Raw genomic sequence first — 13,495 nt, 5'->3', positions numbered from 1 at the left:
CCGGAAATAATCATCGACCTTTGCAAAACAATAAAAAGACCAAGAATTGAAGAAAGTTGTTCTTATAGAAGATTATGAGATTGTATTGCAATCGTATACCAAAATCATTAATAATTCTGATGATTTCACTGTAATTGGAGCTTTTACCAATTGCGAAGATGCACTATCTAAGATAGAGGCATTATGTCCTGATTTCATAATGATTGATATTACTTTACCAGGAATGACTGGAATAGAAGGGATAAAGGAAATAAAAATGATTCTTCCAGAAGTTGCTATTATTGTTGTTACCGTACATGAGAATTCTAAATATGTGTTTGACGCTTTGTGCTCTGGTGCTGTAGGGTATTTAACCAAAAGTAGCGGAGAAGAAAGGTTATTACAAGCGCTGTATCAGGCAAATGATGGTGGTGCTCCTATGAGTATCAATATTGCACGTATGGTGGTAGAATCTTTTCGGGAAAAGAAATTTGATCAGCTAACAGATAGAGAAAATGAAGTATTGACATTATTGGCAGAGGGAAAAAGTTATGCAGGTATTGGTGAAGATCTTAAAGTGAGTCTTAACACCATAAAATATCATGTGCGTAATATTTATGAAAAACTCCACGTAACAAGCAAGGAAGAAGCTATTAAGTTGCATAATAAGAAATAAAGGTTCGCTGTTTTATTTCTGGCAAATCCTAAAGTAAAACTACTATATTTGTTTCTTAGATGAAGCAAGCTAATTCCCACCATATTCAATTCCTAGAAGGTAAAAAGATATACTTTGCATCGGATAATCATTTAGGAGCTCCTACGACAGAGAAGAGTTTTCCGAGAGAGCAAAAGTTCGTAAGATGGCTAGATGAAGTTAAAAAGGATGCAGCAGCTATATTTTTGCTGGGAGATCTTTTTGATTTTTGGTTTGAATACAAGACAGTGGTTCCCAAAGGATTTACAAGAACATTAGGGAAGCTTGCAGAAATTACGGATTCAGGAATTCCGGTATATTATTTTGTAGGGAATCATGATCTTTGGATGGATGGTTATTTTGAAGAAGAATTAAACATCCCGGTATTTCATAAACCACAAGAATTCATTTTTAATAATACCACATTTGTAATAGGTCATGGAGATGGTTTGGGACCTGGAGATAAGGGGTACAAACGCATGAAAAAAGTGTTTACCAATCCAATTGCCAAATGGTTTTTTAGATGGTTGCATCCAGATTTAGGGGTGAAACTTGCACAATACCTTTCTGTAAAAAATAAATTGATCTCCGGTGATGAAGATGTTACATTTCTTGGAGAAGACAATGAATGGTTAGTACAATATTGTAAGCGAAAACTAGAAACTAAACATACAGATTACTTTGTTTTTGGTCATAGACATCTTCCTATGGAAATTGAATTAAAAGAAAACTCCAAATACACCAATCTTGGGGATTGGATTGTACATTATACATATGCAGTGTTTGATGGTAGAGAAATGAAGTTGGAACACTATAACAAAGAATAATAAAAGCGAATGATCAAAAAATGACCATCCGCTTCAAAAAATCTAAAGACTGATGTATTACTTTGTTATTTTTTTAGTAATCACAGTATCATCCAATCGTACCTTTATAATATAAAGTCCACTCGAAAGCATACGTTGTTTCATTTCATTTAATGAAATAGATCTGGTGCCGGATTCCATAGCACCCATGTTCTTTTTAGCAACCCTGTTTCCTTTTAGATCTATAATCTCAACGGAAGAATAGGTTACTTTTTTAGGTAATGAGATGACTAAATTAATATCATCAGAGGTCATAGGAATTGGATATACACTAATGGAATATGGTGTTATATCTTCTTTAACTAATTCATTTAATCTATTTGCGTTTAAGCCAGTGATAATAAATTTTTCCCAAGCGCCAATTGCATTTCTGTTACAATTAATGGCTTTATTACCATTTTCGTGACTTACATATTTACCATTATTTCCTTTAATGGCATAAAGATCACCTCCTAGAGACTCTAATGTAAATCTTTCCCACGATCCAACGGCATTTCTATTACAGTTCATTGGTTGGTTACCATTTTCAGAAGCCACATATTTACCATTGCTGCCTTTAAAACTTACAGTACCATTTCCTGCGGATTCAACAATAAATTGTTCATCAGCACCAGCAGAGTTTCGGTTAGCTTGCATCGTTCTTGTACCGCCTTCAGAGCTAACATATTTATTAATACTTTGTCCAAGTATTGTTACGAAACCATCTGTTCCATTATCATCTCCAACGGTAAATGTGATAGTTTTTGTTGTTTTAGCTCCTTTACTGTCAGTAGCTTCAGCTTTTAATGTATAATTTCCTTCTCCTAGATTTTTTAGAGCATTGTCCTGATTGTTATTATTCCATGTATATGGAGCGACATTTTCTTGGCGAACTAATGAGTTATTAAGATATAAGCGTACGTTGCTAACACCATCACTATCAGTTGCTGTGATAATTACTTCTATTGTTGCAGGAGCCGAAAAAGAGGCATTGTTTGATGGAGTTGTAAATGAGGTATTTGGTCCTGTATTGTTTCCGTCACCATCTCCGCCAAATCGAGGCCTGGAACTTAACCAGTTCATATCGAATTTAGGTCCTTTACATTGGCACCCTTGACTACCTTGGTCTACACGACCAGGACAAACTTTCTCATCTTTAATTCTTTTACCTTGTATGGTAATGGCGTCGTCATGTCCAGGTTCGTTACCACATTGTATGGTATTATATCTGGGATCCCCATTTGCTATATCTCGGAAACTAGGATGTTTTTTAAGTTCATCACAGATATCTTTAATATTTATCTCTTGCCCGTTGATATTGATTTTGAAATTACCAACACCGTGATCAAAAGAAGATTTACAGAAACAAAAGCCATTTGCTTGATAGCTATCCTTCCACGAATTTGCATTAGGAACAATTCTTACACCTTGGTCATAAGTATCCTCACCAGTGCAACCTATATCTGGGACATTGGCTTTGGCAATAGAACTATCGGTTAGATTTGATTGTTGTGCAATTGCGATATTAGCAATAAACAAGAATGCTAAAGTTTTTAAAAAAAATAATTTACGTTTCATGGTTTGTTGGTTTTAAGAGTTAATAGTTTAAAAGGTAACAATAATTATTGGAGAGATGTATGAAATCTACCAACTGTAAAAGTATTTTAATAAAGTGAATTAGAATCGTAAGAAATAGAATCCGTAGAGGATAAATTAGTCTTCGTTAAAATTGGTTGACCAAAAAAAATAATATGATTTTTCTTTTCTTTTTAAGATGCAAGTAGAAGGGTTAATTATTATTAATTCTAGCGCTAAGTATTTCTTTGGAGACGGAGATTCCAATTTTCTTTGAATCTCCTATGGCAATTGAATGTTCAATAAAAATGACTTGATTCTTAAATACAGCTTCAATCAAAAAATGATTTCCATTAAAATAAGATTTTTTTACGCTGGCTTTTAGATCGGAATTTTCTACTATTTGTATCTCGTGAGGGTATAATAGAATTGTATCATCATTACTGGAATTTGGTAAAAAAGTAGTAATTGTTAATTGATTTACTTCGCCGAAAAGCGATGCTATATAATAGTTTTTTGGGTTATTATAGATGTTATGTGTGTTCCCTTTGTTTACAATCTCACCTTTATGAATTACAATGGTTTCTTCGGCAAAGGATAGTATATCAGTTTTATCGTGAGTTGCGGTAATACTGGTAATCTTATTTCTTTTTAAGTATGCAAATAGATTTCTACGCAGAGAACTACGTCTGAAATTATCAATATTTCCGAATGGTTCATCTAATAGTAGTAATTGAGGCCTTTTAGCTAATGATTTTGCTAGTGCGACTCTTTGTTTTTGTCCCCCACTTAAGTTTTCCACTTTAGTGTTAGCAAATGGAGTCATTTCTACTATTTCTAATAATTCATTGACACGACCAATCTTTAATTCTGGTTCGAAATTAGATAGATGTTGACCAATATTTTCAACAACTGTACGATACGATTGCAGCTCGAATCCCTGAGAAAGATATTTCATGTTTTCTTGTCCAGGAACTAAATTATAGGCAGGGCCTAATATTTTTTGATCATCCCAAAACAGCGTTCCCTGATCTACATCTAAAAGCCCATAAATTATTTTTAATAACGTACTTTTTCCACAACCACTGGCTCCAATGAGTGCGATATGTTGCCCTTTTTCAATTGTAAAATTGATGTTTTTTAAAACCGGAACGGTATCATAAGCGAAAGAAACGTTTTGGACTGTAAGCATATTTCAAATATAAATAACTTCAACAAAAAAATCCGCTTCTTTTCAGAAAACGGATCTTTTAATTTTGTAGATAAAAAACATTATCCTTTTATTTCATCTTTTACTTGTTCTGGTAAGACTTCATATCCCATATTGTAAAGTGTAAAGCTAAAAATATCTGCATATTGCTCAATTGTTTTAGCTACTGGTGTACCAGCTCCATGACCTGCATTGGTCTCAATTCTTATCAATGTAGGGTTTGTTCCTGTTTGTTTTGCTTGCAATTCTGCTGCAAATTTAAAAGAGTGTGCCGGCACAACACGATCATCATGATCTCCCGTGGTAACTAGAGTGGCTGGATATTTCACACCTTCTTTTACATTATGTACAGGAGAATATCCTTTTAGGTATTCAAACATTTGTTTGTCATCTTCAGCAGTTCCATAATCATATGCCCAACCTGCACCGGCAGTAAAAGTATGATAACGTAACATATCCAAGACACCAACAGCAGGTAATGCTACTTTCATTAAATCCGGACGTTGTGTCATCGTTGCGCCTACCAATAATCCTCCATTAGAGCCTCCTCTTACAGCGAGATATTCACTAGAAGTATACTTGTTTTCGATAAGGTATTCAGCTGCGGCAATAAAGTCGTCGAAAACATTTTGTTTTTGCATTTTGGTTCCTGCATCGTGCCATTTTTTACCATACTCACCACCACCTCTTAGGTTAGGAACAGCATAAATTCCGCCTTGCTCCATCCATACGGCATTAGTAATACTAAAAGAAGGAGTAAGACTGATATTAAATCCACCATAAGCATACAGTATGGTTGGGTTTTTACCAGTAAGTTCTACTCCTTTTTTATGAGTAATAATCATTGGAATTTTAGTACCATCCTTAGAGTTATAGAAAACCTGTTTGCTTTCATAATCCTCTGGATTAAAGTCTATTTTAGGCTTACGGTATAATTCTGAAGTACCTTCAGCTATATTATACTTATAGATACTTCCTGGAGTTTTATAATTAGTAAATGAGAAGTACAATTCTTTTTCCTCTTTTTTAGTGCCAAAACCACTTATGGTTCCCACACCAGGTAATGCTACATCACGTACTAATTTTCCATCATAATCATACTGTAATACTTTGGATACTGCATCTACCATATATTCTGCAAAGAAATAACCACCTCCAGTATTAGGACTTAATACATTTTCGGTTTCAGGAATAAAATCTTTCCAGTGCTCTGGTGTTGGATTAGCAGCATCTACAGTTACAATTTTTTGATTCGGAGCATTTAGGTTTGTAACCAGATATAGTTTAGAACCTACATTGTCAATAACATAAGTATCACTATCTGTGTTATCCAAAATAGTGGTCAGTTTGTTATTAGGTTTAGTAAGATCCTTAATAAATAGTTTATTTCCTGATGTAGAGGTGCTTGCCGAAATAAGTAAGTATTTGTCATCTTCTGTAACACGACCGCCTATATATCTGTGTTTTTCTTCAGGAGTACCTCCAAAAATTAACTGATCATCTTTTTGTGGCGTTCCCAGTTTATGATAATATACTTTATGTTGATCTGTTTTTGCAGATAGTTCGCTTCCTTTAGGTTTATCATAACTAGAATAGTAGAAGCCTTCATTTCCTTTCCAGGACATTCCTGAAAATTTAATATCTACTAAAGTGTCTTCGATAATTTCTTTGGTTTCTGCATTCTTAACAATCACTTTTCGCCAGTCACTACCACCTTCAGAAATAGCATAGGCTAAGAGTTTACCGTTTTTAGAAAAACTTGCGCCTCCTAAAGAAGTTGTTCCGTCTTCACTAAAGGTATTAGGATCTAGAAATACTTCAGGTTCGTCACCTTCATTTTTAAATCTATAGATCACATATTGATTTTGTAAACCATCATTCTTATAGAAATAGGTATAGTCTCCTTCTTTAAAAGGGGCTCCAACCTTTTCATAGTTCCATAAGCTAGATAATCGCTTTTTTAGTTGATCTCTAAAAGGAATACTATCTAGGTACCCGAAAGTAACTTTGTTTTGTTCCGTAACCCAATTTTCAGTTTCTTCGCTACGATCATCTTCTAACCAGCGATAAGGATCTTTGACCTCAGTATCAAAGTAAGTATTTACCGTATCTACTTTTTTAGTTTCGGGATAGTTCAATGGAATAATAGTTTTAGCAGTTTCTATTTTTGTCTCTTTTTTACATCCTATGATAGATGCGATCAAAAATAACATTAAAAGTGTTTTTTTCATGATAAGCTAGATTTTTAGATGTAAATAATTTTTAGCATCAATGTAGTCCGATTCACAAAACTATTAAAACTACTTACTCTAAATGCTAAATAAAATATAAAAAAAGACTGCTCTAATAATGATCATATAGTTATTACACATTTGTAGCGTTGCTTTGGGGTTTAGCAACTCTTCTGATCATTTATGTAGAGCAGTCGGAATTTTACGTCCTCTAAGAAACGAAAAATTTTACTTTTATACCAGTAAAATTATGCAAGTAACCTGTTAGAATAGGTTTTTAAATGTGTTCCAATTTGTATAAATTAGGAATGCATTTACTAGAAAAACAAATGCTCCGGGCGCTATATTTGCAGGGTCAAGAGTTCCATGAAACAGAACTATATTTACCGAAATAGGCGCCATTAGTACTAAAGCAAATGGTACTGCTTTATTACTTACTAATAAAAGGCCGACGATTACTTCAATAAGTCCGACAGTTTTAAGAATATAACTACCCGCTAATGCTCCAAACAAAATTCCTGCATCTGGATTGGCAAATTCAAAATCAGGCAAAAACCCGATAAATTTATTACTTCCAAAAATGATTAATAAGATTCCTAATACGATTCTTAAGGCTAAAATTATTTTAGTATTCATTGTTTTATTTTTTTGTTATTAAGTGGTGTATTAGAAGGAGAAATGTTAAAAACCTTACAAATGTTGTTAGAAACCGGAGTTAAAAAAATATCTTACACCTACTGAAACCTAACAAATTATCATAATTTTAATTTTTAAAATAATGAAGCTCAAACATATTGTAATACTCTCTTTTTTAGCTTGTTTGCTATTTACATTGCCCATCACTGGACAAGACTATTTTTTAAAAGATAAAGCTCCTTTTGATACTAAAATCCCCACACCCGAAGAATTTCTGGGGTATCCAATAGGTGAACAACATACACGTCATGATCAAATTGTAGGGTATCTTACAAAACTTGCCGAATTATCAGAAAGAGCATCTGTTAAAAGCTATGGAAAATCTCATGAGAATAGAAAATTAATCATACTGACAGTTTCTACACCCGAAAATTTAAATAATCTGCCAAAACTCAAAGAACAACATTTAGCCTTTACGAAAACCTCTATTAATCCAACAAATTATAATGATGTGCCAATTTTCGTTCAATTAGGATATAATGTTCATGGTAATGAACCTTCTAGTTCGGAAGCAGCCATGTTAACTGCATATACTTTGGTCGCATCTAATAGTTCTGAAATAAAAACATATCTAGAAAATGCTATCGTATTTATTGATCCTACGATTAATCCAGATGGACGTGATAGACATACTCAATGGGCGAATCAGTTTAAAGGAAATCCATTGGTAAGTGATCAATATGATACTGAGCATAATGAAGGATGGCCTCGTGGTAGAACCAATCACTATTGGTTTGATCTTAATCGAGATTGGCTATTAGGTATCAATCCTGAAAGTCGTGGAAAATTAAGCTGGTATCATGAATGGTATCCAAATGTGGTAACTGATTTTCACGAAATGGGAACGAATAGCACCTATTTTTTTGAACCAATGAAGCCAATAGGTTCTTTAGATCCTATTATGCCAAAAGAGAACTACGAAAATCTAAATAATCTATTTGCTCCTTATTTTTCTAGTGCTTTGGATAATATAGGATCTTTTTATTTTACAAAAGAAGCCTTTGATGGGACATATCCAGGTTATGGCTCGTCTTATCCTGATTTACAAGGTGCATTGGCATTGTTATTCGAACAAGCTAGTTCCAGAGGACATTTGCAGGATACCGAGTATGGAACCATCTCCTTTCCTTTTACAATCCGTAATCAGTATACTTCTAGTATGGCTACTATCAAAGCTGCCGTAGAAAATAAAGGAACACTGCGTAAGTATCAACAGGACTTTTTTAAATCTGCAGTGACAGATGTAGCAAAGAACAATATTGCGGGTTATGAGTTTGGAGATGCGTACGATCACAATAGAAATAAGGCTTTTATTGATAAATTATTGCTTCATAAAATAAAGGTTTATAAAAAAGGAGAACGATATATAGTACCCGTAAAGCAACCCCAAAAACGAATGGTGCAGACAGTTTTTGAAACCTATAATAAATATAGTGATAGTGTGTTTTATGACGCTTCAGCCTGGAGTATAGCCAATTTTTATAATATGAAATATATAGGGTTGAAATCTATAAAATTAGGAGAAGAAGTAACTTCTATTGAAGAAATAGTAAATGTTTCGAAGGTTTCAAAATCTAATTATGCCTATATAATGGATTGGGATGATTATAATGCACCGGCCGCTTTATACTTTATGCAATCAAAGGGATTACTTGTAGCTTCGGCCTTTAAACCCTTTAGTATTATAACCTCCAATGGAAACAAAAGTTTTAATTACGGAAGCATTTTGGTTCCTGTCAGCAAACAGAAAAAAAATAGTGATGAAGTATTTACAATAATAAAAGAAGCACAAGAAAAGTTTAATGTTCCCATTTTTAGTACCAATACTGGTTTTAGTACCTCCGGAATTGATTTAGGAAGTGGCAATTTTAGAAAGCTGGATACTCCCAAAGCATTATTACTGATTGGAGATGGAATAAATTCTTATGAAGCAGGAGAGGTATGGCATTTATTGGATACCCGAGTTCATATGCCAATAACTAAGTTAAGAATGAACATGTTTAATAGAGTTCCTTTAAAAGAATATAATACATTAGTTATGGTTTCTGGAAGATACCAGCAATTAGATTCTCTTCAACAGAAAAAAATACAAAACTGGGTGTCTCATGGAAATACGTTAGTTACTATTGCAAACGCTTCGAAATGGGTTATTGATAAGAAAATCGTGAAAGAGAAGCTAACCAAAAAAGAAAAGGACACTACAAAGAATAAAGTTGTAAAACGGTTACCATATGTGGATGCAGGTGAAAATATTGGACGAGAACGAGTAGGAGGTGCAATTTTTGAAGTTGATCTGGATATTACTCACCCTTTAGGTTTTGGATATCGAGATACTTCATTGCCAGTTTATAAAAACAATGAAGTGTTTATTGTACCAAGTAAGAATCCTTATGCAACCGTTTCAAAATATACAGAGAATGCCCATATTGATGGATATATATCTACAGCTAACTACGAGAATTATTTAAAGCCATCGGCTTCCCTTATTGTAAGTAATATAGGAAGTGGTCGCGTAATTCTATTTGCTGATAACCCTAATTTTAGAGGTTCTTGGTACGGTACTAATCGTCTTTTTCTGAATGCCTTATTTTTTGGAAAACATATATATGTTCCTAGAGTTAGAGAGTAGTTTTTGAACAGCTAATAGTAAAGCAAAATAAAACCCCTTGTTATATAAATAATAACAAGGGGTTTTATAATAAAGGTTGGTTATTTAGCCGATTAAATTATTTTCCAAAAGATATTCTCCAATTTGAACTGCATTTGTAGCAGCTCCTTTACGTAGATTATCCGACACAATCCACATATTAAGAGCATTTTCTCTAGAGTGATCTCTTCTGATTCTACCTACAAAAACATCATTTTTTCCTTCTGCATAGATAGGCATTGGATAGGTATTAGTATCCGGATTGTCCTGTACAGTAACTCCAGAAGTGTTGTTTAACAACTGACGAATCTCATTTTCCTGAAATTCATTATCGAATTCAAGGTTTACACTCTCACTATGTCCTCCTACTACTGGAATTCGAATAGCAGTAGCAGTTACTGCTATGGTACGATCGTCAAGAATTTTCTGAGTTTCATTGACTAATTTCATTTCTTCCTTAGTATATCCATTTTCCTGGAATACATCACAATGTGGAATAGCATTACGATGGATTGGATATGGATATGCCATTTCACCTTTTTCACCAGCATACTCATTTTCTAACTGTTGAACTGCTTTCACTCCAGTTCCTGTAATGGATTGGTAGGTAGAAATGACAGCACGGTTGATCTTATATTTCTGGTGTAATGGCCCTAATGCCATCACTAATTGTATAGTTGAACAATTAGGATTTGCAATAATTTTATCTTCTTTAGTTAAATCTTTAGCGTTTATTTCTGGTACCACCAACTTTTTAGTTGGATCCATTCTCCAAGCAGAAGAGTTATCAATAACTGTGATTCCAGCATCCGCGAATTTAGGAGCCCATTCCTGAGAAGTACTTCCACCAGCAGAAAACAATGCTACATCAGGTTTCATTTCCACAGCGGTAGCTAATCCAACTACTGTAAATTCTTGATTTTTATAAGATACCTTTTTACCTATAGATCTTTCTGAAGCTACAGGGATTAATTCCGTTACCGGAAAATTACGTTCTTCTAATACTTTTAATATAACAGTACCTACTAATCCAGTGGCACCTACAACAGCTACTTTCATCTGTTTTATTTATTAATGACTTTTAATGATACAAAAATCGGTCTTTGTTTTTAAATTCCAGCAAATGTGGTAATTATTTCTATAAGGGTAATTATTTTTCTTTAAATAACATCAATTTAAACATTTTGTTATTTATGTAACATTGTGTAAAAAAGAACCACTCAATTTCTTGAGTGGTTTAGTTAGAATATGTAGTATAGCGGTAGCTATAGATAATTCATAAAATAATGAGATGTTATTTTTTAAGTAAATCTCTAATTTCAGCTAATAACTCTTCTTGAGTAGGACCAGCTGGGGGCGCAGGAGCAGCAGCTTCTTCCTTTTTCTTAGATTTTTCATAAGCCTTCAGAACAATAAAAATGAAAAGACCAACTATGATAAAGTTGATAATTGCCTGAATAAGGTTTCCATATGTCATAATCGCTGCTCCAGCTTCTTTAGCTGCGGCCAGGCTCGCATATTCTCCTCCATCCAAGGCTATAAATTTTTGCGTAAAATCAGTTCCTCCTGTTATCACACCCACTATAGGCATAATAATGTCAGCAACGGCGGAACCCACAATTTTATTAAATGCTCCTCCAATAACAACAGCAGTTGCTAATGCTACGATATCTCCCTTTAACAAGAAAGATTTAAAATCTTTAAAAAATCCCATTTTATTATATTTAGATAATTAGTATGCTACTAATTTAACAAAAATTAAGAGACAAATTAAGAATTGTAGAAACTTCAAAAAACTCTTTTTTCGATGAAATTCAATTATTATCGATAATGACACGTTTTACCCTTGGAGAAATTGCAGTAAGAAGTTCATAAGAGATAGTTCCTGCACTTTCAGCTATTAAGGCAGCAGAAGATTCATTGTCAAAAATAATAACTTCATCCCCTTCTTTGCACTCAATATTGGTAATGTCTATCATTATCATATCCATGCAAACATTGCCAATGATGAAGGCTTTATTACCGTTTATGGTTACAAAACCTTTTTTGTTCCCGTATTGTCTCCCAATTCCATCGGCGTGTCCAATTGGGATGGTAGCAGTTTTGATAAAACCATCAGCGATAAAAGCTCTATTATAACCTAATGTTTCTCCCGGTTCTAGCATATGAATTTGAGAAATAACAGATTTTAATGATGCTACTGGTTTTAATTGATCGCGATAAATAGCTTCGTTTCCATAGCCATATAATCCTATTCCTGCGCGTACCATATCAAAATGTGCTTCGGGATAATTTAATATTCCAGAAGTGTTGCATTGATGAAGTATCGGAGTATAGCCCAGTTTATCAATCATTTCAGAAGCGGTTTTCTTAAATGAATTGATCTGGTTTATTGTAAATTCTTTTTCATTATGATCTTCGCTTGCAGCGAGATGAGAGAATAGAGATTTTATTTTGATGGAGCTTGTTTTGTTTAAGCGATCCATGATATAATCCACATCATTTTCCCAAAGACCTAATCGGTTTAATCCTGTATTGAATTTAATATGTACTGGATATTCCTTTTGTTCTTTAGCTTCAGCTATTGCAATGAATTCTCTTAAAATTCGTGGACTATACAGACTTGGTTCTAGCTGATATTCTATTAATGTAGAAAAATTTACAGGTTGTGGGTGTAGTACCAGAATTGGAGTTTGTATCCCCGCATCTCGAAGCGCAATTCCTTCTGAAACATAGGCAACGGCAAAATAATCTGCACCTATATTTTCTAAATGCTTGGCTATAACTATGGCATCGCTGCCATAACCAGCAGCTTTTACTACTGCCAAGAGTTTAACTTTTGGAGTGAGCTTACTTCTTAGATAGGTATAATTATGAGTAAGATGAGCCAGGTTAATTTCCAGAATGGTTTCTTTTACACTACTCATTGGATTTTTCAGAGTTTTTCAACAATTCTTTAGGATCAGTGACTTCGATCTCTTTCACTTTTTCTTTAAGAGAAGCTTTATAATAAGCTGCGCGACTTAGTGGTTCATATTCATCAGTTTCCCCTAGTAACACCAAGTCATCTTTTTTAGATTTTCTATAACTGAACTGAGCAAGATTACCGGTTCTAGTACAAACAGCATGAACTTTGGTTACATATTCTGCAGTAGCCATAAGTGCAGGCATAGGACCAAAAGGATTTCCTTTAAAATCCATATCCAACCCAGCAACTATTACCCGAATACCTTTATTTGCTAAATCATTACAGACACTTATAATTTCATCATCAAAAAACTGAGCTTCATCGATTCCTACTACATCACAAGTATCTGCCAAAATTCTGATGTTCGCTGCAGCAGGAACTGGAGTAGAACGGATCTCGTTAGCATCGTGAGAAACCACCATTTCGTCATCATAACGGACGTCAATGGCTGGTTTAAAAATTTCAACTTTTTGTTTGGCAAATTGCGCACGTTTCAGTCTACGGATCAATTCTTCGGTCTTACCCGAAAACATCGAACCACAGATCACTTCTATCCAGCCAAATTGCTCTTTATGATTTACCGTATTTTCGAGAAACATTTTGTATTTTTCAGCATCAATTAAAAGAAACCCTACTCCTTTAATACCAAA

The 13,495-nt window shown here is 33.9% G+C and carries 11 protein-coding genes; 3 read left to right on the top strand and 8 right to left on the bottom strand.

Annotation, left to right across the window (positions count from 1 at the left end):
* Nucleotides 1-46 precede the first annotated feature (46 nt).
* Nucleotides 47-655 (top strand): response regulator transcription factor, encoded by a 609-nt coding sequence (locus tag Q0975_RS09035; protein ID WP_299435483.1) that lies wholly within the window; start codon nucleotides 47-49, stop codon nucleotides 653-655.
* 83 nt (nucleotides 656-738) lie between these two features.
* Nucleotides 739-1,500 carry a UDP-2,3-diacylglucosamine diphosphatase gene (locus Q0975_RS09030; protein WP_299435912.1) on the top strand — a complete coding sequence of 254 codons (762 nt, stop codon included), beginning with the start codon at nucleotides 739-741 and terminating at the stop codon, nucleotides 1,498-1,500.
* 57 nt (nucleotides 1,501-1,557) lie between these two features.
* Here Q0975_RS09030 and Q0975_RS09025 read toward each other — a convergent pair whose 3' ends face one another.
* The 4 genes from Q0975_RS09025 to Q0975_RS09010 all read right to left on the bottom strand — a co-directional run bounded on the left by Q0975_RS09025 (nucleotide 1,558) and on the right by Q0975_RS09010 (nucleotide 7,170).
* Nucleotides 1,558-3,096: an Ig-like domain-containing protein gene (locus Q0975_RS09025; RefSeq protein WP_299435481.1), complete on the bottom strand. Its 1,539-nt coding sequence runs from the start codon at nucleotides 3,094-3,096 to the stop codon at nucleotides 1,558-1,560.
* Nucleotides 3,097-3,307: 211 nt separating this feature from the next.
* Nucleotides 3,308-4,285 carry an ABC transporter ATP-binding protein gene (locus Q0975_RS09020; protein ID WP_299435479.1) on the bottom strand — a complete coding sequence of 326 codons (978 nt, stop codon included), beginning with the start codon at nucleotides 4,283-4,285 and terminating at the stop codon, nucleotides 3,308-3,310.
* Between the two features lie 80 nt (nucleotides 4,286-4,365).
* Nucleotides 4,366-6,534 (bottom strand): prolyl oligopeptidase family serine peptidase, encoded by a 2,169-nt coding sequence (locus Q0975_RS09015; RefSeq protein ID WP_299435477.1) that lies wholly within the window; start codon nucleotides 6,532-6,534, stop codon nucleotides 4,366-4,368.
* Between the two features lie 264 nt (nucleotides 6,535-6,798).
* Nucleotides 6,799-7,170 carry a DoxX family membrane protein gene (locus tag Q0975_RS09010; RefSeq protein WP_299435475.1) on the bottom strand — a complete coding sequence of 124 codons (372 nt, stop codon included), beginning with the start codon at nucleotides 7,168-7,170 and terminating at the stop codon, nucleotides 6,799-6,801.
* A 142-nt stretch (nucleotides 7,171-7,312) separates the two neighbouring features.
* Here Q0975_RS09010 and Q0975_RS09005 point away from each other — a divergent pair, with 142 nt between their 5' ends.
* On the top strand, nucleotides 7,313-9,859 hold the full coding sequence (locus Q0975_RS09005; protein WP_299435473.1) for a M14 family zinc carboxypeptidase: 2,547 nt from the start codon (nucleotides 7,313-7,315) through the stop codon (nucleotides 9,857-9,859).
* An 84-nt stretch (nucleotides 9,860-9,943) separates the two neighbouring features.
* Here the strand turns inward: Q0975_RS09005 and Q0975_RS09000 are convergent, their stop codons facing one another.
* The 4 genes from Q0975_RS09000 to Q0975_RS08985 all read right to left on the bottom strand — a co-directional run bounded on the left by Q0975_RS09000 (nucleotide 9,944) and on the right by Q0975_RS08985 (nucleotide 13,444).
* Nucleotides 9,944-10,936 carry an aspartate-semialdehyde dehydrogenase gene (locus Q0975_RS09000; protein WP_299435471.1) on the bottom strand — a complete coding sequence of 331 codons (993 nt, stop codon included), beginning with the start codon at nucleotides 10,934-10,936 and terminating at the stop codon, nucleotides 9,944-9,946.
* A gap of 235 nt (nucleotides 10,937-11,171) precedes the next feature.
* A complete protein-coding gene (gene mscL, locus Q0975_RS08995) occupies nucleotides 11,172-11,591 on the bottom strand; it encodes a large conductance mechanosensitive channel protein MscL (protein WP_299435469.1) in 420 nt (139 codons plus the stop codon).
* 100 nt (nucleotides 11,592-11,691) lie between these two features.
* The gene (gene alr, locus Q0975_RS08990) at nucleotides 11,692-12,804 is read right to left on the bottom strand and encodes an alanine racemase (RefSeq protein ID WP_299435467.1); all 1,113 of its coding nucleotides are present in this window, start codon (nucleotides 12,802-12,804) and stop codon (nucleotides 11,692-11,694) included.
* Nucleotides 12,797-13,444 carry a thymidine kinase gene (locus Q0975_RS08985; RefSeq protein ID WP_299435465.1) on the bottom strand — a complete coding sequence of 216 codons (648 nt, stop codon included), beginning with the start codon at nucleotides 13,442-13,444 and terminating at the stop codon, nucleotides 12,797-12,799. The genes alr and Q0975_RS08985 overlap by 8 nt, the downstream gene beginning before the upstream one ends.
* Nucleotides 13,445-13,495 lie beyond the last annotated feature (51 nt).

The organism is uncultured Aquimarina sp. (assembly GCF_947500065.1).
Taxonomy (GTDB): Bacteria; Bacteroidota; Bacteroidia; order Flavobacteriales; family Flavobacteriaceae; genus Aquimarina.
Note: the sequence above shows the minus strand (reverse complement) of the source record. Positions and strands in the feature narration are given on the sequence as shown.

Coding starts and splice junctions, on each gene's coding strand:
- Q0975_RS09025 (WP_299435481.1), bottom strand. CDS start 3,096: ATGAAACGTAAATTATTTTTTTTAAAAACTTTAGCATTCTTGTTTATT.
- Q0975_RS09020 (WP_299435479.1), bottom strand. CDS start 4,285: ATGCTTACAGTCCAAAACGTTTCTTTCGCTTATGATACCGTTCCGGTT.
- Q0975_RS09015 (WP_299435477.1), bottom strand. CDS start 6,534: ATGAAAAAAACACTTTTAATGTTATTTTTGATCGCATCTATCATAGGA.
- Q0975_RS09010 (WP_299435475.1), bottom strand. CDS start 7,170: ATGAATACTAAAATAATTTTAGCCTTAAGAATCGTATTAGGAATCTTA.
- Q0975_RS09005 (WP_299435473.1), top strand. CDS start 7,313: ATGAAGCTCAAACATATTGTAATACTCTCTTTTTTAGCTTGTTTGCTA.
- Q0975_RS09000 (WP_299435471.1), bottom strand. CDS start 10,936: ATGAAAGTAGCTGTTGTAGGTGCCACTGGATTAGTAGGTACTGTTATA.
- mscL (WP_299435469.1), bottom strand. CDS start 11,591: ATGGGATTTTTTAAAGATTTTAAATCTTTCTTGTTAAAGGGAGATATC.
- alr (WP_299435467.1), bottom strand. CDS start 12,804: ATGAGTAGTGTAAAAGAAACCATTCTGGAAATTAACCTGGCTCATCTT.
- Q0975_RS08985 (WP_299435465.1), bottom strand. CDS start 13,444: ATGTTTCTCGAAAATACGGTAAATCATAAAGAGCAATTTGGCTGGATA.